This is a genomic window from Microbacterium sp. LWH11-1.2, from assembly GCF_038397745.1.
Lineage (GTDB): Bacteria > Actinomycetota > Actinomycetes > Actinomycetales > Microbacteriaceae > Microbacterium.
On sequence record NZ_CP151636.1, the window covers coordinates 2,503,318 to 2,523,558 of the forward strand.

The 20,241-nt window shown below is 71.0% G+C and carries 18 protein-coding genes; 7 read left to right on the forward strand and 11 right to left on the reverse strand.

The genetic code is table 11. The features are described from left to right. Positions 1-130: 130 nt before the first annotated feature. Genes MRBLWH11_RS12075 through MRBLWH11_RS12100 form a run of 6 tightly spaced genes read right to left on the reverse strand, consistent with a single transcriptional unit; the run spans position 131 to position 5,630 of the window. The gene (locus MRBLWH11_RS12075; RefSeq protein WP_116636395.1) at positions 131-1,288 is read right to left on the reverse strand and encodes a mannitol-1-phosphate 5-dehydrogenase; all 1,158 of its coding nucleotides are present in this window, start codon (positions 1,286-1,288) and stop codon (positions 131-133) included. A 17-nt stretch (positions 1,289-1,305) separates the two neighbouring features. After that, positions 1,306-1,737: a PTS sugar transporter subunit IIA gene (locus MRBLWH11_RS12080; protein ID WP_341945049.1), complete on the reverse strand. Its 432-nt coding sequence runs from the start codon at positions 1,735-1,737 to the stop codon at positions 1,306-1,308. Then, positions 1,734-3,356, reverse strand: a complete 1,623-nt coding sequence (locus MRBLWH11_RS12085; protein ID WP_341945050.1) for a PTS mannitol transporter subunit IICB — start codon at positions 3,354-3,356, stop codon at positions 1,734-1,736. Before MRBLWH11_RS12085 ends, MRBLWH11_RS12080 begins: the two co-directional genes overlap by 4 nt. Beyond that, positions 3,353-5,038 carry a phosphoenolpyruvate--protein phosphotransferase gene (gene ptsP / locus MRBLWH11_RS12090; RefSeq protein ID WP_341945051.1) on the reverse strand — a complete coding sequence of 562 codons (1,686 nt, stop codon included), beginning with the start codon at positions 5,036-5,038 and terminating at the stop codon, positions 3,353-3,355. The genes MRBLWH11_RS12085 and ptsP overlap by 4 nt, the downstream gene beginning before the upstream one ends. Beyond that, the gene (locus MRBLWH11_RS12095) at positions 5,035-5,316 is read right to left on the reverse strand and encodes an HPr family phosphocarrier protein (RefSeq protein WP_116636391.1); all 282 of its coding nucleotides are present in this window, start codon (positions 5,314-5,316) and stop codon (positions 5,035-5,037) included. Before MRBLWH11_RS12095 ends, ptsP begins: the two co-directional genes overlap by 4 nt. After that, a complete protein-coding gene (locus MRBLWH11_RS12100; protein WP_116636390.1) occupies positions 5,313-5,630 on the reverse strand; it encodes a hypothetical protein in 318 nt (105 codons plus the stop codon). Before MRBLWH11_RS12100 ends, MRBLWH11_RS12095 begins: the two co-directional genes overlap by 4 nt. Before the next feature lie 168 nt (positions 5,631-5,798). Between MRBLWH11_RS12100 and MRBLWH11_RS12105 the strand changes: the two genes are divergently transcribed. Then, positions 5,799-7,721 carry a PRD domain-containing protein gene (locus MRBLWH11_RS12105; protein WP_341945052.1) on the forward strand — a complete coding sequence of 641 codons (1,923 nt, stop codon included), beginning with the start codon at positions 5,799-5,801 and terminating at the stop codon, positions 7,719-7,721. Positions 7,722-7,730: 9 nt separating this feature from the next. On the opposite strand, the gene MRBLWH11_RS12110 is transcribed toward MRBLWH11_RS12105, so the two are convergent. The 3 genes from MRBLWH11_RS12110 to MRBLWH11_RS12120 are packed head-to-tail and all read right to left on the reverse strand — an operon-like array spanning position 7,731 to position 10,497. Beyond that, positions 7,731-7,994 (reverse strand): HPr family phosphocarrier protein, encoded by a 264-nt coding sequence (locus tag MRBLWH11_RS12110; RefSeq protein ID WP_116636388.1) that lies wholly within the window; start codon positions 7,992-7,994, stop codon positions 7,731-7,733. A gap of 2 nt (positions 7,995-7,996) precedes the next feature. Then, a complete protein-coding gene (locus MRBLWH11_RS12115; RefSeq protein WP_341945053.1) occupies positions 7,997-9,667 on the reverse strand; it encodes a phospho-sugar mutase in 1,671 nt (556 codons plus the stop codon). Further along, positions 9,664-10,497 (reverse strand): purine-nucleoside phosphorylase, encoded by an 834-nt coding sequence (locus tag MRBLWH11_RS12120; protein WP_116636386.1) that lies wholly within the window; start codon positions 10,495-10,497, stop codon positions 9,664-9,666. Before MRBLWH11_RS12120 ends, MRBLWH11_RS12115 begins: the two co-directional genes overlap by 4 nt. A gap of 48 nt (positions 10,498-10,545) precedes the next feature. Here MRBLWH11_RS12120 and MRBLWH11_RS12125 point away from each other — a divergent pair, with 48 nt between their 5' ends. Next, positions 10,546-11,994 (forward strand): NAD(P)H-quinone dehydrogenase, encoded by a 1,449-nt coding sequence (locus MRBLWH11_RS12125; RefSeq protein WP_341945054.1) that lies wholly within the window; start codon positions 10,546-10,548, stop codon positions 11,992-11,994. Positions 11,995-12,088: 94 nt separating this feature from the next. Here the strand turns inward: MRBLWH11_RS12125 and MRBLWH11_RS12130 are convergent, their stop codons facing one another. Both MRBLWH11_RS12130 and MRBLWH11_RS12135 read right to left on the reverse strand, forming a co-directional pair. Then, positions 12,089-13,855: a biotin carboxylase N-terminal domain-containing protein gene (locus MRBLWH11_RS12130; protein ID WP_116636385.1), complete on the reverse strand. Its 1,767-nt coding sequence runs from the start codon at positions 13,853-13,855 to the stop codon at positions 12,089-12,091. Positions 13,856-13,933: 78 nt separating this feature from the next. Next, the gene (locus MRBLWH11_RS12135) at positions 13,934-14,572 is read right to left on the reverse strand and encodes a nucleoside triphosphate pyrophosphatase (RefSeq protein ID WP_341947825.1); all 639 of its coding nucleotides are present in this window, start codon (positions 14,570-14,572) and stop codon (positions 13,934-13,936) included. A gap of 23 nt (positions 14,573-14,595) precedes the next feature. On the opposite strand from MRBLWH11_RS12135, the gene MRBLWH11_RS12140 reads away from it, so the two are divergent. The 5 genes from MRBLWH11_RS12140 (at position 14,596) to MRBLWH11_RS12160 (ending at position 20,219) form a co-directional block, all read left to right on the forward strand. Beyond that, on the forward strand, positions 14,596-15,843 hold the full coding sequence (locus tag MRBLWH11_RS12140; protein WP_341945055.1) for a TRAM domain-containing protein: 1,248 nt from the start codon (positions 14,596-14,598) through the stop codon (positions 15,841-15,843). A 43-nt stretch (positions 15,844-15,886) separates the two neighbouring features. Further along, positions 15,887-16,546 carry a response regulator transcription factor gene (locus MRBLWH11_RS12145; RefSeq protein ID WP_341945056.1) on the forward strand — a complete coding sequence of 220 codons (660 nt, stop codon included), beginning with the start codon at positions 15,887-15,889 and terminating at the stop codon, positions 16,544-16,546. Beyond that, complete coding sequence (locus tag MRBLWH11_RS12150) at positions 16,536-17,771, forward strand: ATP-binding protein (protein WP_116636382.1); 1,236 nt, start codon at positions 16,536-16,538, stop codon at positions 17,769-17,771. Before MRBLWH11_RS12145 ends, MRBLWH11_RS12150 begins: the two co-directional genes overlap by 11 nt. Further along, a complete protein-coding gene (locus tag MRBLWH11_RS12155; RefSeq protein ID WP_341945057.1) occupies positions 17,768-18,760 on the forward strand; it encodes a hypothetical protein in 993 nt (330 codons plus the stop codon). The genes MRBLWH11_RS12150 and MRBLWH11_RS12155 overlap by 4 nt, the downstream gene beginning before the upstream one ends. 259 nt (positions 18,761-19,019) lie before the next feature. After that, complete coding sequence (locus tag MRBLWH11_RS12160; RefSeq protein ID WP_341945058.1) at positions 19,020-20,219, forward strand: ROK family transcriptional regulator; 1,200 nt, start codon at positions 19,020-19,022, stop codon at positions 20,217-20,219. The last annotated feature ends 22 nt before the right edge of the window (positions 20,220-20,241 follow it).

Sequence of the window (20,241 nt, forward strand, 5' to 3'; positions counted from 1 at the left end):
CTGCTCCCTGCACGTCACTGTGCGCGAAAAGGCGATGCTCGAAAAGGCGGTGCTCGAAAGGGGCGCTCGCGAAAGCGCCCCCGCTCCCGATCGTATCGGGTGGGCGAGGGCGCTCCGGCACGGCGCGGGATCAGGCCTCGCGGAGCGTCTGCTGCCGCTCCTCGACGGCCTCGCGGACAGCGGCGAACAGCGGATGCTCCGGATCGAGTCCGGTGACGAGGGCGGTCAGCGCCCTCGCGTCCTCCGAGCGCAGCAGCCGCTGGAGCTCGACCGACTGCTCGTCGTCGGCGTCGTCGAACTCGAGCGCCGCGGCGACGGCCGCGACCAGGGCATCGGCGGGCAGGCCGCGCTCGGCGGCCATGGCCGCGGGGCCGATGAACCGCTCGTGCCGCGAGATCTTGCGCAGCGGCTGACGTCCGACGCGCTGCACCGTGTCGATCAGCGCCGGGTTGCGGAACCGCTCGAGGATCGTCGCGCGATACGACGCGAGGTCGGCGGGATCCAGCCCGTGTTCGGCCACCAGCACCGCGGACGTCTCCTCGAGTGCCGCCGACACGCGCGCGGCGATGTCGGGGTCGGCCAAGGCGTCCGAGATGCGCTCGACTCCGGCGCGGGCGCCGAAGTAGGCGGTGGCCGCGTGTCCCGTGTTCACCGTGAAGAGCTTGCGCTCGATGAACGGGGCGAGGTCCTCGACGAAGTGCGCTCCCGGGATGCTCGGGAGGTCGTCGCCGAACGGGCCGGCTTCGATCGCCCACTCGAAGTACGGCTCGACCGTGACGTCCACCCCTCCGTCGGCGGGCTGGGCCGGCACGATGCGGTCGACCGCGGTGTTCGCGAACACCGCGCGCGACAGCAGGTCTCCGGCATCCGCCCCGGCGGCCGCCTGGATCTCCGAACGGAGCAGGTCCGTCGCGCCGATCGCGTTCTCGCACGCCATCACCTGCAGAGGTGCGGCGTCGGGGGAGCGCTGCGCGAGACCCGCGACGATCGCCGGTGCGACGAAGCGCAGCACGGTGGGACCGACCGCGGTCGTGACGACATCCGCCGTCGCGATCTCGCGGGTGAGGGCCTCCGGGTCGGTGCGACTGTTGACCGCGCGGAACCCGGTGACGACGTGGTCGACGCCCCCGGGTCCCGCCTCGTGCACGGTGTACTCGTCGACCGCGTTGATGGCGTCCACGAGGGCGTCGGCGACATCGGAGAACACGACCTCGTACCCGCCCTCGTGCAGCAGCAGGCCCACGAAGCCGCGCCCGATGTTGCCGGCGCCGAAGTGGACGGCCTTCATCCCTCGTCCACCACCCATCACTCGTTGACCGCGGAGAGCAGCGCGAACAGCTCGTCCGGTGTCTGCGCCGCGTTGAGCTTCTCGACGTCGTCCTCGTCGGAGAAGAGGATCGCGATCTGCGACAGGATCTCCAGGTGCTCGTCACCGCGACCGGCGATGCCGATCACGAACGTCGCCTGCTCGCCCGCCCAGTCGACGCCGCCGTCGTAGCGGACCACCGAGAGGGCGGAGCCGAGGATCGCGTCCTTGGTCTCGTTCGTGCCGTGCGGGATCGCGAGACCGTTGCCCATGTAGGTCGAGACCGTCTCCTCGCGCTGACGCATCGCGTCGACGTACGCGGGTGTGACGGCGCCGGCGGACACGAGGATGTCGGTGGCCTCCTGAAGGGCGGCCTCCTGCGTGCTGCTGCCCGAGTGGATGCGGACCTGGCCGATGGTCAGAACGCTCATGGTGTTTCCTCTCGCTGGTCGCGGACCATCTCGACGACCTCTTCGTACTTCGGGGAGTTCATGAAGTTGTCGACGGAGACGTGGATCGAGTTCGGCGACTGGGCCTTCGCGCGATCCGTCAGCTGCTGCTGGGTGATCACGAGGTCGGCCGTGCCGTCGAGGTTCGCGATGGCCTGGTTCGTGACCGTGACGCCCTCGACTCCCGCCTTCTTGAACTTGTTGCGCAGCACGCTCGCGCCCATGGCAGACGATCCCATCCCGGCGTCGCACGCGAACACGACGCTCTCGATGCGGCGATCCGTCGCGACGCCGCCCGCCGCGCCGGCGGCCGCAGCACCCGAGGAGGCGCGCAGGGCGTCCATGGCTGCGGACGACTTGCCCTTGTTGGCCTCGGTCTGTGCGATCGCGGCGCCGAAGCTGTCGCCCTCGGCGGCGAGGTCGCGCTTGCGCGAGGCCCGCAGGATGACGCCCGTGATCAGGAAGGTGACCACGGCGGCGATGACCACCGAGAGGTACACGACGAGGAGGTTGCCGACGCCGCCGCCGACGGCGGCCGCCGTCACGGCGATGATGCTGCCCGGAGCTGCCGGGAAGCCGAGGCCGCCGCCGAGCACCATGTTCGTCGTGACGCCCGCTGCACCACCGGCGATCAGAGCGAGGATCGTGGTGGGCTTGCTCAGCGCGTACGGGAAGTAGATCTCGTGGATGCCGCCGAAGAACTGGATGATCGCCGCACCCGGAGCCGAGGCCTTGGCCGCGCCGACGCCGAAGAAGGTGAACGCGAGCAGCAGCCCGAGGCCGGGGCCGGGGTTCGCCTCGATGAGGAAGAGGATCGACTTGCCGGTCTCGGCGGCCTGCTCGATGCCGAGCGGCGTGAACACTCCGTGGTTGATGGCGTTGTTCAGGAACAGCACCTTCGCCGGCTCGACGATGATCGACACCAGCGGCAGGAGGTTCAGCGACACCAGCCAGTCGACCGCTGCGCCGAGGACGGCGCTGATGCCCAGCATGACGGGGCCGAAGGCGAAGAAGCCGACGATCGCGAGGATCATGCCGAGGATGCCGGCCGAGAAGTTGTTGACGAGCATCTCGAAGCCGGGGCGGATCCTGCCGTCCCACAGCCGGTCCATCTGCTTCGTGATCCATGCGGCGAGCGGCCCCATGATCATGGCCCCGAGGAACATCGGGATGTTGGTGCCGACGATGACACCCATCGTGGCGATCGTCGCGACGACACCGCCGCGCTCGCCGTAGACCATGCGGCCGGCGGTGTTGGCGATGAGCAGCGGGAGCAGGTAGGTCACCATCGGCCCGACGAGACCGACGTACGCGAAGAAGTTCCCGCCTTCGCCTTCGGCCAGCGCCGTCATCGCGCCCTGCCAGCCGATGGTGGCGGAGTCGCCTCCGCCGCCGATGATCTCGGCGACCGGGGCCCAGTGCCAGCCGAAGGGGCTGTCCGCGCCGAAGAATCCGGCCGGGATGAACAGCATGGTGATGAAGCCCCACGCGATGAAGGCCGCGATGTTGGGCATGATCATTCCGGACAGGAACGTGCCGAAGCGCTGCACGCCTGTTCGGAGGCCGCCCGTTCTCTGGGCGGCGGGTGACGTCGTCGTCATGATGTCGTCTCTTTCTGGTGAGGGGAGAGGGCGGCTGTGGCGTCGGCCACGGCCTTGCGGGCACCGGCGGCGTCGTCCGCCGCCAGCGCGACCTGTGCGAGGCTGCGGGCCTCGTCGAGGGTGCGTTCGGAAAGGGTGTGCCTGACGTCGGCCAGGGCGGAGGGAGCCATCGACAGGCTCGTCGCGCCGAGGCCGACGAGGACGACGGCGAGGAGCGGATCAGCAGCGGCCTCGCCGCAGATCCCGACCGGCTTGCCGAGTCGCGATCCGGCATCCCCGACCTCGCGCACCAGACGGAGCACGGCGGGGTGCCAGGGATCCTGCAGCCCGGCCACCGAGCCGAGCATCCGGTCGGCGGCCATCGTGTACTGCGTGAGGTCGTTGGTGCCGATCGAGGCGAAGTCGGCGTGCGCCAGCACACGATCCGCCAGCAGGGCGCTCGCCGGGACCTCGACCATGACACCGGCGGTCTTCAGCCCGTAGTCGCGGGCGAGCGCCGTGAAGTACACGGTCTCCTCGACGGTCGCCACCATCGGCGCCATGACCCACAGGTCGGCATCGGTCTCGGCATCCGCCTCGGCGAGAGCGGTCAGCTGCTCGCGGAGGATGTCCTCGCTGGCGCGCAGGGCCCGGATGCCGCGGAGTCCCAGTGCGGGATTCTCCTCGTGCGCGTCGTTGAGGAACGCGAGCGGCTTGTCGGCTCCGGCGTCGAGCATCCGCACGACGACCTTCTTGCCGGGGAATGCCTCGAGCAGCTCGCGATACGACTCGCGCTGCTGTGCGATCGTCGGCGCCTGCGATGACGACAGGAACAGGAACTCGGTGCGGAAGAGCCCGACGCCCTCGGCCCCCCGTTCGACCGCATCGGCCGCGTCCGCGGGTTTCCCCAGGTTCGCCAGCAGCGCGATCGGCGTGCCGTCGGCGAGGGCGCCGGGTGTCAGAGGAGCGCTGTCGGCCGACCGGCGGGCAGCGGCGCGCTGTGCGGCGCGATCCTTCTCGTCCGCCGTCGGGTCGACCGTCACGACGCCGGCGGCCGCGTCCACGATCACCGTGTCGCCGTTCGCCAGCGAGAAACCGTCGGCGACGCCGACGATCGCGACGATGCCCTTCTCGCGGGCGAGGATCGCCGTGTGCGAGGTCGGCCCGCCGTCGACGGTGATCAGCGCGAGCACCTTGTCCAGGTCGAGCAGCGCGGTGTCTGCCGGAGCGAGGTCGCGCGCGACGAGGACGAACGGATGCCCGGGGTCGGGGACGCCGGGGGCGTCGACGCCGCGCAGCCGGGCGAGCACCCGCTGGGCGATGTCGTCGAGGTCGGCGGCGCGCTCGCCGAGGTAGCCCCCGACGGCCTCGAGCGTCGCGCGGAAGCCGGCGAAGGCGTCGTGCACGGCCCGCTCGGCGGTCGATCCCGCGTCGATCCGTCCGTCGACCTCGTCCTGCAGTGTCGGGTCCTCCGCGATCATGGCCTGCGCCTCGAGCACCTCCTGCGCCGAGCCGCCCGCGGTCTCGCCGCGCGCGGTCAGCTCCTGGGCGACGATCGAGATGGCGTCGCGGACCCTGGCGCGCTCCGCCTCGGCGCCGATGCTGCTCGGGGTGTCGTCGGGCGCGGGCAGGGCCTCGGTCATCCGGACGACGGGGCCCTGGGCGACACCGAGGCCGATCCCCACGCCGCGCAGCTCGCTCATCCGGCGGCGTCCTGGTCGTGGTCGGTCGTGAGCAGCTCGGTGAGGGTGTCGAGCACGCCCTCTGCGCCGTCTCCGTCTGCGGTCAGGGTCACGTAGTCGCCGTACTCGACGGCGAGGGAGATGACGCCCAGGATGCTGGCGGCGTTCACCGGCTTGCCGGAGTCCTTGGCGATGGTGACGGCCAGGCCGGACTCCTTCGCCGCCTGGGCGAAGAGCTTCGCAGGACGGGCGTGCAGGCCGTGGGAGGAGCCGATCCGAACGGTGCGTGTGGCGGTCATGATGTTCCTTTCGGGGAGTTCCTGAGCTCGGTGAGGAAGTCGCGGACGAGCGCGAGGGTGGATGACCCGTCGCGGTCGGCGAACACGTCGTCGGGAAGGACGACCACGGGCGAATGCGCGTGATCGCGGATGGCGTCGAGGCGATCGGCCAGATGCGGCCCCACCAGGATGAGGTCGTGGTCGCTGGCGGCGACGGAGTGCTCCATCCCGGCTGACGCGTCCCAGTCGAGTCCGGCGTTGGTCGCCGCCCGACGGAGTCGCTGAGCGACGAACGTGCTCGACGCGCCGGCGCCGCACACCACGAGGATCTTCATCGATGCCACCTTCCTGAGAACAGTCTGTGAACGCGGGCCCCGGTCGCGCCAACACGTTCCTTTCCGCCCCCGCGGAACAGCGGCTTCCGCGCGCGGGTCTCCGGTAGCTGACATCATGGAGGTCACGCCAGGACAGTGCAGTCAGCACGTGGGGAAGTCGGAGGGATCATGTCGCGCCAGCGTCAGGACCAGCTCCTCTCCACCCTGCTCCGGCAGGAGGGGTGGGCGACCGCGGCGAGTCTCGCCGACGTTCTCGGCGTCACACCGCGCAGCATCCGCTCCTATGTCGCCGCGCTGAACGCCCGCACGCCGGGAGCCGGCGTCATCGAATCGGGGCCGGCGGGATATCGCGCGGGCCCCGGCGCCCGCGGCGCCATCCGGATGCGGCAGACGGGGGAGTCGGCACCGCGCGACCGGCTGCATGCGCTCGTGCGGACTCTGCTGGATCTGCCCTCCGGCATCGACGTGTTCGACACGGCCGACGAGCTGCACGTCAGCGAGGCCACCCTGGAGGCGGATCTCGTGCGCGTGCGTGGGCTGCTCGACGGCACGGAGCTCGCACTGGAGCGCGACCGTGAGACAGTGCGGCTGCGGGGGAACGAGGCCGCGCAGCGACGGCTGCTCAGCAGGCTGGCGCACGACGAGATGGACGACGCGTCGTTCCACCCGGAGACCTTCCGCCGCGCGCTCTCCGGCAGCGCCGTCGCCGCGCACGCCGTCGGGCCGTTCAAGACCGCGCTGGTGCGCGAGCTGGGCGAGCTCGGCTACTACGTGAACGAGCTGGCGATCGCCGACGTGCTGCTGCACATCGCGATCGCCGCCGAACGCGTGGCGGCGGGTCACGCGCTCGACTCCTCGCCTGCGGGCGCCAGGGAGGAGATCCCCCGGGTGGGAGCCGTCATCGCCCGTCTGGCGTCCGAGCACTTCGATGTCGCACTCGGCGAGGGCGACAGCGGCCACCTCGCCTCGCTGGTACTCACGCGCATCGTCGCCCCCGGCGAGGATGCCGCCCGCGATGTCGCGCGCAGCGGCGTGGATCCCGCGGTGGAGGCCGCCGTGCGGGCCGAGATCACCCGGGCCGCCGAGGACTACCAGGTCGACCTCGTCGACGAGACCTTCGTCCTGCGCCTCGCGCTGCACGTGCAGAACCTGCTGCGTCGCGCCGAGGAGAGCGCGCTGACGCGCAACCCGCTCACGCGCTCGCTCAAGACGTCGTACCCGATGATCTTCGAGGTCGCCGTCTCGATCGCGAGCGGGCTGCACGATCGGGTCGGCACTCCGATCCACGACGACGAGATCGCGTACATCGCCATGCACGTGGGTGGCCGCCTCGAGCGCAGCAGGAAGGCGGAGTCGATCCTGACCGCGACGATCGTCTGCCCCGGCTACTACGAGCTGCACGAGCTGCTGCGCTCCAGCGTCGACCGGTCGCTCGGGTCGGCCATCGAGGTCACCAGCGTCGTCACCAACGTCGATCCCGACTGGGCGTCGTTCGACACCGATCTGGTGCTCAGCACGATCGAGCCGGGATCGGCGGGTGACCGCTTCGTGCGCATCCAGCCGTTCCTCACCGACGCCGACGTCGACCGCATCCAGCAGGCGGCCGCCCGTCTCCGCCGCGGTCGCCGCCTCACGCGGCTCCGCGGCGAGCTCGCCCGTTACTTCGACGCGGACGCCTACGTCTTCCCCCTCCCCGACGAGGGCGAGGAGGCGATCATCCGGCGGCTCGGCGGCCTGCTCGTCACGGCGGGCCTGATCGGCGAGGACTACGTCGAGAACACGATCGCCCGTGAGCGGATGTCCTCGACCGCCTTCACGGATGCACTGGCGGTGCCGCACGCCCTGCAGATGACGGCGACTCGCACGGCCATCGCGATCGGGGTCACCGACGGCTCGGCCGCGTGGGGCGGCGGTCGCGTGCAGGTGGTCGCTCTCGCAGCGTTCAGTGAGAGCGACCGCGCGGCGTTCCAGACCGTCTTCGAGCAGCTCGTCGAGGTGTTCAGCGAACGTGAGAGCGTGCAGCGCATCGTGCGGCGCGGGACGACGTTCGAGGCGTTCCTCGACGAGCTCGTCGCCGTCATCGACGGCTGAGCGCGGCGATCAGGAGCGCGGGGCCAGCACCTCCGCGAGCTGATCCAGCACCGCGTCGGCGGACGCCGAATCCGCCGTCTCCAGCACCACCGCGTCGCCGGGGCCGATCGCGAGGTCCATCACCGCGAGCACGCTGCTCAGGTCCACGATCGAGCCGTCGGCGGTGCGCAGCGTGATCGTCGAGCCGTGCGACTGCGCGAGGCGCACGAGCTCGGCGACCGGACGCGCGTGCACGCCGTTGTGGGTGCTGACGATGATCCGCCGGGTCGGCATGGTCAGGAGCGCTCGTCGAGCAGCGCGCGCACGCCCGCCTCGATCTCGGTCACGGCCTCGGCAGCGCCCTCGGCGGAGTCGGCGCGCGCATCGATGTAGATCTTGAGCTTGGGCTCGGTGCCGCTCGGACGCACGATGACCCGCGACCCGTCGGTGAGACGGTACCGGAGCACATCGCCCGACGGCTGGCCGTCGCGGCCCTGCAGCAGATCCTCGGCCGAGACGATCGAGCGCCCGGCGATCTGCGTCGGCGGCAGGGTGCGCAGGGCGAGCATCACGTTGCCGATTACGGCGAGATCCTCGACGCGCACCGAGACCTGCCCGCTGGCGAAGTGGCCGTAGGTGTCGCCCAGCTCGCGGAGCAGGTCGGCGAGGGTGGCACCGCGTCCGTGGGCCTCGGCGGCGAGTCCGAGGATGGCGATCGCTGCCGAGATGCCGTCCTTGTCGCGGACGGTCTCCGGGTTCACGAGGTACCCGAGGGCCTCCTCGAATCCGAACACGATGCCGGGTGCCCGCGAGATCCACTTGAAGCCGGTCAGCGTCTCGTGGAAGTCCAGGCCGTGGTGCGCGGCGACCGCGGCGAGGCCGGGTGAGGAGACCAGGGAGCAGGCGAGCGATGCGCCGGGTGTGCCGGCGGCTGCCCGGGCGGCCCTGGCGCCGAGCAGGAGGCCGACCTCGTTGCCCGTCAGGCGACGCCAGCCGTCGGCTGCCGCCTCGTCGGGGATCGCGAGGGCCAGGCGGTCGGCATCCGGGTCGTTCGCCAGGATGAAGTCGGCCTTGGCCCGCCGCGCCGTCGCGAATGAGAGATCCATCGCCCCCGGCTCCTCCGGGTTCGGGAACGAGACCGTGCGGAACGTGGCATCGGGCGCCAGCTGCTCATCCACGACCGAGGGCTGCGGGTAGCCGGCCGCTCGGAGGATACGCGACAGCGTCTCCCACCCGACCCCGTGCATCGCCGTGTACACCCAGCGGAGGTCCGACGCGCCCTCGGGGGCCGGGGCCACGGCCGCGGTCGCCGCGATGTAGGCCTCGACGATGTCCTCGCCGGCCGTCTCGTAGGCGGTGGAGCGGGGGAGGGCTGCCGCATCGGCGGCATCCGCGATCCGCTGGATGTGCGCGGCGATCTCGGCATCCGCCGGCGCCACGATCTGCGATCCCTGGTCCGCCCCGCCGAGGTACACCTTGTAGCCGTTGTCGTTCGGCGGGTTGTGGCTCGCGGTCACCATCACGCCGGCGTCTGCGCCGAGCTGGCGCACGGCGAAGGCGAGCACGGGCGTCGGCAGCAGCCGCGGGAGCAGGATCGCCCGGAGCCCTGCCCCGGCGAACAGCTCGGCGGAGTCGGTGGCGAAGACCCGCGAGTTGCGACGACCGTCGTAGCCGATCACGACGGTCGGCGTGCCGCCTCCCGCCTTCTCGCGGAGATAGGCGGCGAAACCGGCGGCCGCCTGTGCGACGAGCACGCGGTTCATCCGGTTGCTGCCGGCGCCGAGCTCACCGCGCAGACCGGCGGTGCCGAACGCGAGTCGCGTGCGGAACCGGTCGTCGAGGTCGGCGATCGCGGCGGGGTCGCCCCCGCCTGCCCGGGTGATCAGGCCCGCGAGCTCATCCCGGGTCTCGTGGTCGGGGTCCTGCCGCAGCCAGGCGCGCGCCTCTGCGAGCCGCTCGTCGCTCACAGGGCCTCGACCACCCTGGCGAGGAGGGCGGAGATCACCGGCTCCGCCTCGCGTCCCGCCTCGATGACCTCGGCGTGGCTGAGGGGGGTCTGCTGGATGCCGGCGGCGAGGTTCGTGATGAGCGAGAAGCCGAGGATCTCCATGCCGGCCTCGCGCGCCGCGATGGCCTCGAGGGCGGTCGACATGCCGACGATGTGGCCGCCGATCACCTTCGCCATCTGCACCTCGGCAGGGGTCTCGTAGTGCGGACCGCGGAACTGCGTGTACACGCCCTCGTCGAGGCTCGGATCGATCGTGCGCGCGATGTCGCGCAGGCGCTTCGCATAGAGGTCGGTGAGATCGATGAACGTCGCCCCTTCGAGCGGCGAATCGGCCGTGAGGTTGATGTGGTCGCTGATCAGCACCGGCTGGCCCGGCTTCCAGGTCTCGCGGATGCCGCCGGCGCCGTTGGTGAGCACCATGATCTTCGCCCCCGTGGCGGCGGCGGTGCGGACGCTGTGCACGACGCGGCGCACGCCGTGGTCCTCGTAGTAGTGGGTGCGGGCGCCGATCACGAGCACGTTCTTCCCACCGGGGGTGCGGATGCTGCGGAGCGTGCCGACGTGGCCCTCCAGCGCGGGCTTCGAGAACCCGGTCACCTCGGTGGCGGGGATGGTCGCGACGGTCTCGCCGATGATGTCGGCGGCCTTGCCCCAGCCGCTGCCGAGCGTGAGGGCGATGTCGTGGTTCTCGACGCCGGTCAGGCGCGCGATGTCGGCGGCGGCCTGCGCGGCCACCTCGAACGGGTTCGCGGTCGGGTCGTCGAGGGGGTTGCTGTGGTTTTCGGGCATGGATCCACTCTAGGAAGGTGCAGGCTCGGGGGCCAGGATTGCGGAAGAATGGATTCCATGACTTCCACCCCTTTCGAGCGCACTCAGCGCGTCGCCGTCCTCGGCGGCGGTCCCGGCGGATACGAGGCGGCCCTGGCGGCCGCTCAGCTCGGAGCCGAGGTGACGCTGATCGAGCGCGTGGGCGTCGGCGGTGCCGCCGTCCTGACGGATGTCGTGCCGTCGAAGAGCCTCATCGCCACGGCGGACGCCGCCGTCGCGATCTCCGAGGCGAGCGACCTCGGCGTGAACTTCTACGCGAAGGGCGACCACGGGAAGCCGCTCAAGCCCGAGATCGCGATCAACCTCGCCGCGGTGAACAAGCGTCTCCTCGCTCTCGCCGGCCAGCAGTCGGAGGACATGCGCACCACCCTGCTCGAGGCGGGCGTGCGGATGCTCTCGGGACACGGCCGGCTCGAAGGAGCCAACGCCATCATCGTGTCCACCGGCCAGGGCGGCACCGACTTCGACCGCGTCGAGGCCGACACGATCATCGTGGCCGTCGGCGCCGCGCCGCGCGAGCTGGATTCCGCGAAGCCGGACGGCAAGCGCATCCTGACCTGGACCCAGCTGTACGACATGAAGGCGCTCCCCGAGCACCTGATCGTGGTCGGGTCGGGCGTCACGGGCGCCGAGTTCGCCTCCGCCTACATGAACCTCGGCGCCAAGGTCACACTCGTCTCGAGCCGTGACCAGGTGCTCCCCGGCGAGGACAAGGATGCGGCGAGCGTGCTCGAGAAGGTCTTCAAGCGCGGCGGGATGACCGTGCTGTCGAAGTCCCGTGCCGACAGGGTCGAGGCCACGAAGGACGGCGTCACCGTCACCCTGTCCGACGGACGCACCGTCGAGGGAAGCCACTGCCTGATGGCGGTCGGCTCGATCCCGAACACCGCGGGCATCGGTCTCGAGGAGGCGGGCGTGGAGCTCAACGAATCGGGCCACGTCCGCGTGAACAAGGTCGCGCGCACGTCGGTGCCGAACGTGTACGCCGTCGGCGACTGCACGAACTTCTTCCCGCTCGCCTCCGTCGCGTCCATGCAGGGGCGCACGGCCGTCTTCCACGCGCTGGGCGACATCGTGATCCCGCTCGAGCTGATCAAGATCACCTCGAACATCTTCACCGCCCCCGAGATCGCCACGGTCGGCTACTCGGAGAAGGACGTCGAGGACGGCGTCGCCGACGGACTCGTCTACAAGCTGCCGCTCGCCGCCAACCCCCGCGCGAAGATGATGGGGATCAAGGACGGCTTCGTGAAGATCATCGCCCGCAAGGGCTCGGGCACCGTGATCGGCGGCGTCATCGTGGCGCCGAAGGCCTCGGAGCTCATCTACCCGATCGCGGTCGCCGTCGAACGTCGGCTCACGGTCGATCAGGTCTCCCGGGTCTTCGCCGCGTACCCGTCGCTGTCGAGCAGCATCACCGACGCGAGCCGCGCGATGCACCTCGGCTACATCTCCTGACGGCCCTTCGACAGGCTCAGGGACCCAGGTGCGTGGGTCGCTGAGCCTGTCGAAGCGTCGCCGCGTGGGTCGCTGAGCCCGTCGAAACGCGCGGTCAGCTGATGGTGAGCAGCTGATGCCCCGCCGAGACCGTGGTCCCGGCATCCGCGTTGATGTTGCCCACGACGCCGTCCTTGTGCGCCTGCAGAGGCTGCTCCATCTTCATCGCCTCGAGCACGACGACCAGGTCGCCCTTGACGACCTGCTGGCCTTCCTCGACCGCGATCTTGACGATCGTCGCCTGCATGGGCGACTTCACGGCGTCGCCCGACGCGCCGGCGTTGACCGTCGTGGCGTGGCTGCGACGCGACGGCGGCACCGCCGCCGGACGACCGGCCGTGCCTGCGGCGACGGCCACGCGGTCGGGGAGACTGACCTCGAGGCGCTTGCCCGCGACCTCGACGACCACGGTGTGGCGGGAGCCGGCCGACGTCGGCGATTCGAGCTCGCCGTCCCACGCGGGGATGTCGTTCACGAACTCGGTCTCGATCCACCGGGTGAAGATCCCGAACTCGCCGTTCTCGGCTGTGAAGGCGGGGTCGCGCACGACCTTGCGGTGGAAGGGGAGGACGGTCGGCATGCCGGCGACCTCGAACTCGTCGAGCGCGCGGCGTGAGCGCTCGAGGGCCTCTGCGCGGTCCTTGCCGGTCACGATGATCTTCGCGAGCAGCGAGTCGAATGCGCCGGAGACCGAGTCGCCGGCGGTCACGCCGGAGTCGAGACGGATGCCGGGGCCGCCGAAGGTCTTGAAGACGTGGATCGGGCCGGGCTGGGGGAGGAACCCGCGGCCCGGGTCCTCGCCGTTGATGCGGAACTCGATCGAGTGCCCCTGCGGCGTCGGGTCCTCGTAGTCGATGATGCCGCCGGCGGCGATGCGGAACTGCTCGCGCACCAGGTCGATGCCCGTGACCTCTTCGGAGACGGGGTGCTCCACCTGCAGGCGCGTGTTCACCTCGAGGAACGAGACGGTGCCGTCGGCGCCGATCAGGAACTCGCAGGTGCCGGCGCCGACGTAGCCGACCTCCTTCAGGATCGCCTTGGACGCCGAGTAGAGCAGATCGTTCTGCTCAGCCGTGAGGAAGGGCGCCGGGGCCTCCTCGACGAGCTTCTGGTGGCGACGCTGCAGCGAGCAGTCGCGCGTCGAGATCACGACGACGTTGCCCTCGGCATCCGCCAGGCACTGGGTCTCGACGTGTCGCGGCTTGTCCAGGTACTTCTCGACGAAGCACTCGCCGCGACCGAAGGCTGCGACGGCCTCGCGCGTGGCGGATTCGAAGAGCTCGGCGACCTCGTCGAGCTCGCGGGCGACCTTGAGTCCGCGACCGCCGCCGCCGTAGGCCGCCTTGATGGCGATCGGCAGGCCGAACTCCTCGGCGAATGCGACGACCTCGTCGGCGGTCTCGACCGGACCGGGGGTGCCGGGGGCCAGCGGCGCACCGACCTTCTCGGCCACGTGACGGGCCGTCACCTTGTCGCCGAGAGCCTCGATGGCGGCGGGCGACGGGCCGATCCAGATCATGCCGGCGTCGATCACGGCGCGGGCGAACTCGGCGTTCTCCGCGAGGAAGCCGTACCCCGGGTGCACGGCGTCGGCACCGCTGCGTCGGGCCACCGAGAGGATCTTCTCGATCTGGAGATAGGTCTCGGCGCTGGTCGCGCCGCCGAGCGCGTACGCCTCGTCGGCGAGCCGCGTGTGCAGAGCGTCACGATCCTGATCGGCGTAGACGGCGACCGAGGCGATTCCCGAGTCTCGAGCGGCACGGATGATGCGGACGGCGATCTCGCCGCGGTTGGCGATGAGCACCTTGGCGATAGCAGGCATGGTTGCCAGCCTAGCGAGAAGCCCCTCGATCCATTTGACGACCCTCCACAAGAAAGCGGCGAAAACGTCGACGAGAGTCTACGACCAGAGATCGGTCCAACGGATGCCGAGGTCGCCGGCCAGGCGACGGATCGTCGACAGGGACATGCCCACCACGGTGGAGGGGTCCCCGTCCACCCGGGTGATGAACGCGCCGCCGAGACTGTCGACCGTGAAGGCGCCGGCCACATGCAGCGGCTCTCCCGAGGCGACGTAGGCAGCGATCTCCTCGTCGCCGATGTCCTCCGCGAAGGTCACGGCTGCGGCCGCGACCGCCGTGGCCTCGACGGGAGCGGCGCCGGGGGAGACCAGGAAGATGGAGTGCCCGGAGTGCAGGATGCCGGTGGCACCGCGCATCTCCTGCCAGCGCCGGGTCGCCTCCTCGGGGGTGTAGGGCTTGCCGTAGACGCGGCCGCCGAGCGCGAACATCGAGTCGCCGCCGATGACTAGACCGTGGAATTCCCCTTCCTCGGACAGTCGTCGTGCGACGTCCGCGGCCTTGGCGCGCGCGAGCAGCAGCACGAGATCCTCGGGAGGGAGGTCGGCTCCCCGTTCCGCTGCCGCCGCGGCGGCGACGGCATCCTCGTCGACGTCGGGTGACAGGGTGAGAGGCTCGATGCCGGCCTGTCGCAGCAGCATCAGGCGGGCGGGAGAGGTCGAGGCGAGGCAGACGCGCATGTTCACCACCGTATCCTCGAAGGATGACTTCCTCCCCAGCCGACGTGCTCGAGCTCGACATCACCGGGATCGCGCACGGTGGCACGTTCATCGCCCGCCATGAAGGTCGGGTGGTGTTCGTGTCGGACGCGGTCCCGGGGGAGCGCGTGCGTGCGCGGCTCCTCGAGCCGCAGGAGGGCGGGGATGCGTCGACCCGCAGCTTCTGGCGTGCCGAGACCGTCGAGGTCCTCGAGGTCTCACCGCATCGCCGCCCGCACATCTGGCCGGCGGCGGACATCGCGCGCGACCCGGCTGACCGGCCCGGCGGCGCCGACCTCGGTCACATCGACCTGAGCCACCAGCGCACCCTGAAGCGTCAGGTGCTCACCGAGGCGCTCGACCGCTTCGCGGGCGCCGGACTCGAGGCGCCGGAGATCGAGGCCGTCGAGTCCGGCGACGGCACGGGCTGGCGCACCCGCGTCACCCTGCACGTCGATGACGCCGGCGAGGTGGGGCCGTTCGCGGCCCGCAGCCACCGCGTCATCCCCGTCACCTCCTACCCGCTCTCGCGTCCGGCCATCGCCGAGGCCGCGCTCGCGCTGCACGGCGAGGCCCCCGGCCGCATCGAGCTCGTCGAGCCCGCCGACGGGCAGGTGCGCATCATCCGGCGTGAGGAGACGGAGCGCCCCGCCCGCGTCGCACGCGGCTTCCGGCGCCGCCCCGCTCCCGAGGTGATCCAGGAGGTCGTCGGCGATCGACGCTTCCAGGTCGACTCGACGGGGTTCTGGCAGATCCACCCGCGGGCGGCATCCGTGCTCGACGCCGCGGTGTACGGCATCCTCGACGGCCACGTCGACGAGGACAGGACGCACTACGACCTCTACGGCGGAGTCGGACTGTTCGCCGCGACCCTGGCCGACCTCGGCGGTACCGACATCGTCACGGTCGAGTCGAGCGCACGCGCCACCGCGCACGCGGCCGCGAACCTCGCCTCCCTCGGCGCGACCGCGGTGACCGCGCGCGTCGACGGCTTCCTCTCCTCTCGCAAGAGCGCCGGCCGCACCGGAGCCGTCATCCTCGATCCGCCGCGTGCAGGTGCCGGACGCCAGGTGGTCGACGCGGTGCACGCCCTCGCGCCGGAGGCGATCGCCTACGTGGCCTGCGATCCGGTCGCGCTGGCCCGCGACCTCGGAACCTTCCGGACTCTGGGCTGGAACGTCGACCGCCTCCGCGGATTCGATCTCTTCCCCCATTCGCACCACTTCGAGGTCGTCGCGCTGCTCACCCGGTGACCCGCTCGCGGGCCCTCGCCCGTGGACTCACTAGGCTGGGCGGATGAGCACGGTCGCACTCATCGACGATCACGAGTCCGTTCGCCTCGGCCTCGAAGCCGCCTGCGCGCGCGATGGGCAGACGGTGGTGTTCTCCGGGAGCACCGTCGGCTCGTACCTCGAGTGGCGGCGCGCGACCGGTGCGCCCCCGGCGGATGTCGTCGTGCTGGACCTCACCCTCGGCGACGGGACCACCGTCACCGAGAACGTGCGTGCGCTCGTCGGCGATGGCGCGAGCGTCGTGATCCACAGCGTCGCCGACCGTCCTGCCGCCGTGCGCGAGGCGCTGTCCGCGGGTGCCGCGGGAGTGGTCAGCAAGTCGTCCGCGCTCGACGACGTGCTCGACGCGATCCGCACGGTCGCGCAGGGCGAGGCTCTGAACAACGTCGAGTGGGCGAGCGCCGTCGACGGCGACCGCGCCTTCGCCGACGCGCAGCTCTCGACGCGGGAGCGCGAGGTGCTCCGGCTGTACGCCACCGGCCTGCCCCTGAAGGCGGTCGCGGAGCGTCTCGGCGTCGCGTACTCCACGGCGAAGGAGAACATCACGCGGATCCGGGTGAAGTACGTCGAGGTGGGCCGCCCCGCTCCGACGAAGGTCGACCTCCTCCGCCGGGCGATAGAGGACGGCATCGTCGCCGCCGACGGGGCCACGAGTGCCCGTTGACCCGCTCAGCATCCGCGACGCCTGGAGCAAGATCCCCTCTCCCGGCGCGGCGGAGACCGAGTTCGAGCGCTTCACGGGCAAGCGCATGGAGCGGATCCTCGCGATCGTCGTCGCGATCGGATCCGCGGCGCTCGGCGCGCAGGCGCTGATCGCGGCCATCGGCACGCTGTCCGCCGCCGACGTCGCGCACGTCGCCGCCGTCGTGGCGGTGTTCGCGCCGCTGGCCCTGATGCTCCTCGCGTGCGTGATCGGGCGCGGCGTCCGCATCGCGTCCGGAGTCTTCGCCATCGTCTACGTGCTCGCGCTCGCCGCCTGGCCACTGGTCGTCGACCCCTTCGACAAGGTCGCGGACGACCAGCCGTGGATCTTCTTCCTCGTCAACGTCGGCGTCGTCGCCGCCATGCTCGCGTTCCCGGTGCGCATCCAGTTCGCCTGGGCCTTCGGGATGCCGTTCGTCTACGGATACGTGCGCCTCGTGCAGGGAGAGTTCTCCCGCGAGTTCTGGGTGACCACGGCGTTCGACGTGTCGTTCACCCTCATCCTCGGAGTCGTCATCATCTCGCTCGGGTGGATGTTCCGCTCGGTCGCCGCCGGTGTCGACGAGGCGCGGGGACAGGCCGTCGCCTCCTATGCGGCCGCAGCTGCGGCCGCGGCCGCCGAGGAGGAGCGGGTCGCGATGTCGGCCCTCATGCACGACAGCGTGCTGGCGGCCCTGATCGCCGGGGAGCGCGCGGAGGGCGAGCGCGCGCGCGAACTCGCGGTGGCGATGGCGCGCGAGGCGCTCACCCGTCTCGCCAACACCGAGGGCGCCGTGGCGCAGGAGGGGAGCGACGAGCCGGTCGGCACCGCGCAGATCGTCGTCGAGCTGCGGCGCTCGCTCTCCGAGCTCGGCGCCGACGCGATCGTGGAGGAACGCGGCGGCATCGGCCTGATCCCGGGCCGTGCCGCTCGCGCACTCGTGCTGGCCGCCCGGCAGGCGATCGGCAATGCGGTGTCGCACGCCGGCGGACGCGGGCTGCACATCGTCGCCGAGGGGCATGGCGACGAGGGCATCCGCGTGACGATCTCGGACGCCGGACCGGGATTCGACATCGACGAGATCGGCGCCGACCGCCTCGGCATCCGCGCCTCGATCTTCGCGCGGATGGCCGGCGTCGCCGGCACAGCGGGCATCGACTCCGGCGAGCACGGGACGACCGTGACCCTCGGATGGGAGCGCTCGTGAACCGCACCGTCCGCAGCGTCGCCACCTCTCTCGCCGTCGGCTTCGCCATGTACTTCGTGGCCCGCGGCGTGTGGTGGATAGAGCAGCCCACCGCGCCGCTGCTGATGGTGCTGGCGATCGGGCTGTATCTCGCCGTCGTGAACATCGCGATCCTGGCGGATTCGGTGTCGGTGCGGATGCCGCTGTGGGCGGCGGTGCTCGCGGCGGTCTCCAGCATCCTGATCCCGGTGCTGGTCACCTTCTCGCTCGATCCCGCTGATCGCACCGAGCCGTTCGCCACCTGGTACATCGGCGGCCTGGGGCTGCTCGGCGTGGTGTGCGTCGTCCGCCGCCGGTTCCTGATCGGGTGGCTCACGCTGGCGATGCTGATCGCGACCTCGTCGGCGTACCTGGGGCTCGTCGTCTCGCTGAACCTCGGGCTGGTCGGCTCGATCATGTGGGTCGTCATCGCTCAGCTGCTCGTGATGTTCTGGGACCGCGCCGTCCGAGACACCGAGCGGCTCGCCGAGATCCAGCAGGCCGTGTCCGCATGGCATGCGACGCAGCTGGTCCGTCAGCGCGAACGACGACTGCGCACGCAGTTCGCGCTGGCCGTCGCCGGCCCCGTGCTGAGCCGCGTCGTCGCCTCTCGAGGCGCCCTCGACGAGCACGAGCGGCTGGAGGCGCGGCTCGCCGAGGGACGGCTGCGCGATGAGCTGCGTGGCGCGGATCTGCTCAACGACGCGGTCCGCGACGCGATCGAGTCCGCGCGTCGGCGCGGCGTCGTCGTCACCGTGTTCGACGAGGGCGGTCTCGACGGCGTGGAGGAGCAGCGTCGGATCGAGATCCGCGACGAGCTCGCCGCGACGCTGGCCCATGCCGAGGCGGGCCGCCTCATCATCCGCTCCGCGAGGGATCCGCGGGTCGCCGTCACCGTCGTCGGCCGGCCGGGCGGGCGATCCTCCGGTGATGACGACTCCGTCGAGCTCTGGCACGAGATCCTGCGATGACGGCAGGAGAGGAGTGGGCGAGGGGCGGCGGCCGTGCCGCCTGCCCCTCGCCGTGCGGACAGTTACCCGAAAACCATCCGCCGGTGGCTGATCAGCGTCTGTCTACCCTGGGACAGAGAGACCAGCCGAACGCGAAGCGTCTCCCTCAGTCTGGTCGGTCGTCAAGAACTTGTCTGTAGGTATTTTGGGGGACACGAATTCGGCGGCGATGAGGGATCATAAGACGATGGGAATGCGTCGCGGAACCAATCTCCCGCGGATGGGCGATTTCAATCAGTCCGTGATCCTGGAGGCCATCCGGCGCTCCGGAGAGGGATTGAGTCGGATCGAGCTCGTCGAGGCGACGGGCCTGTCCGCTCAGACCGTCACGAACATCACGCGCCGACTCCTCGATGACGGATTCATCCGCGAAGCCGGGCGCACGATCAACGGCCCGGGAAAGCCGCGGGTGACGCTGCGCCTCGTGGCGGAGAGCCGGTTCTCGGTCGGCGTGCACCTCGATCCCGCCGTCATGACCTTCGTGCTCCTCGATCTGTCCGGAGCCGTCGTGCGCCGGATGGCGGTGCGCACCCCGAAGAAGGATCCGCGTCGGATCGTGGAGGCCATGGCGTCCACGATCGACTCCCTGATCACCGCAGCCGGGGTGGACCGCTCGCGCATCGAGGGGGTGGGGGTCGCCGCCCCCGGTCCGCTGGATCCGGCCAAGGGGACCGTGATCGATCCGCCGAAGCTGCTCGGCTGGCACCGCGTGCCGCTGCGCTCCGTCCTGGCCGAGGCGACGGGATTCCCGGTGACCCTCGAGAAGGACACGACGGCGGCCGCCGTGGGAGAGCTCTGGACCCGTCACGGCTCGTCCGACGACTCGTTCGTCTTCGTCTACCTCGGGACCGGGATCGGCGCCGCGCTCGCCAGGAGCGGCGACGTGGTGCGCGGAAGCACGCAGAACCTCGGCGAGATCGGGCACATCGTCGTCGATCCTGACGGTCCCGCCTGCCTGTGCGGATCGCGCGGCTGTGTCGAGGTCGTCTGCACGCCGCAGGCGATCGTCGAGCAGGCCGAGCATGCCGGTGTGTTCCCTGACGACCGCGAGGCGAGCGACGTCGAGGCCGTCGAGGCGCGCTTCACGCAGCTGTGCGAGCGCGCGGCGGCCGGTGAGGCCCCTGCCGCGCGCGTGCTCCGTCAGGCAGCCGGTCACATGGCGGTGCTGACCGCGGTGCTGACCAACCTGCTCGACGTGGACCGGGTCGTGTACGGCGGTCCGTTCTGGCCGCGCCTGTCCGAGGTGTACCTGGGCGAGATCCCCGGACGGCTCGAGCGGCTGAGCGCCACGCGCGCGGTGCGGGCGCTTCCGGTCGCCGGCACGGTCGTCGGCGTCGACGTCGGCGCCGTGGGGGCCGGCTGCGTGGTCCTCGACTCGGTGCTGACGCCGCGCACGACGCATCTGCTGCTGGAGGACTGAGCGCCGGACATGAGTCGTCCGG

Coding starts and splice junctions, on each gene's coding strand:
- MRBLWH11_RS12130 (WP_116636385.1), bottom strand. CDS start 13,855: ATGCCTGCTATCGCCAAGGTGCTCATCGCCAACCGCGGCGAGATCGCC.
- MRBLWH11_RS12145 (WP_341945056.1), top strand. CDS start 15,887: ATGAGCACGGTCGCACTCATCGACGATCACGAGTCCGTTCGCCTCGGC.
- MRBLWH11_RS12075 (WP_116636395.1), bottom strand. CDS start 1,288: ATGAAGGCCGTCCACTTCGGCGCCGGCAACATCGGGCGCGGCTTCGTG.
- MRBLWH11_RS12160 (WP_341945058.1), top strand. CDS start 19,020: ATGGGCGATTTCAATCAGTCCGTGATCCTGGAGGCCATCCGGCGCTCC.
- MRBLWH11_RS12080 (WP_341945049.1), bottom strand. CDS start 1,737: ATGAGCGTTCTGACCATCGGCCAGGTCCGCATCCACTCGGGCAGCAGC.
- MRBLWH11_RS12095 (WP_116636391.1), bottom strand. CDS start 5,316: ATGACCGCCACACGCACCGTTCGGATCGGCTCCTCCCACGGCCTGCAC.
- MRBLWH11_RS12120 (WP_116636386.1), bottom strand. CDS start 10,497: ATGCCCGAAAACCACAGCAACCCCCTCGACGACCCGACCGCGAACCCG.
- MRBLWH11_RS12105 (WP_341945052.1), top strand. CDS start 5,799: ATGTCGCGCCAGCGTCAGGACCAGCTCCTCTCCACCCTGCTCCGGCAG.
- MRBLWH11_RS12125 (WP_341945054.1), top strand. CDS start 10,546: ATGGATTCCATGACTTCCACCCCTTTCGAGCGCACTCAGCGCGTCGCC.
- MRBLWH11_RS12110 (WP_116636388.1), bottom strand. CDS start 7,994: ATGCCGACCCGGCGGATCATCGTCAGCACCCACAACGGCGTGCACGCG.
- MRBLWH11_RS12085 (WP_341945050.1), bottom strand. CDS start 3,356: ATGACGACGACGTCACCCGCCGCCCAGAGAACGGGCGGCCTCCGAACA.
- MRBLWH11_RS12140 (WP_341945055.1), top strand. CDS start 14,596: ATGACTTCCTCCCCAGCCGACGTGCTCGAGCTCGACATCACCGGGATC.
- MRBLWH11_RS12100 (WP_116636390.1), bottom strand. CDS start 5,630: ATGAAGATCCTCGTGGTGTGCGGCGCCGGCGCGTCGAGCACGTTCGTC.
- ptsP (WP_341945051.1), bottom strand. CDS start 5,038: ATGAGCGAGCTGCGCGGCGTGGGGATCGGCCTCGGTGTCGCCCAGGGC.
- MRBLWH11_RS12135 (WP_341947825.1), bottom strand. CDS start 14,572: ATGCGCGTCTGCCTCGCCTCGACCTCTCCCGCCCGCCTGATGCTGCTG.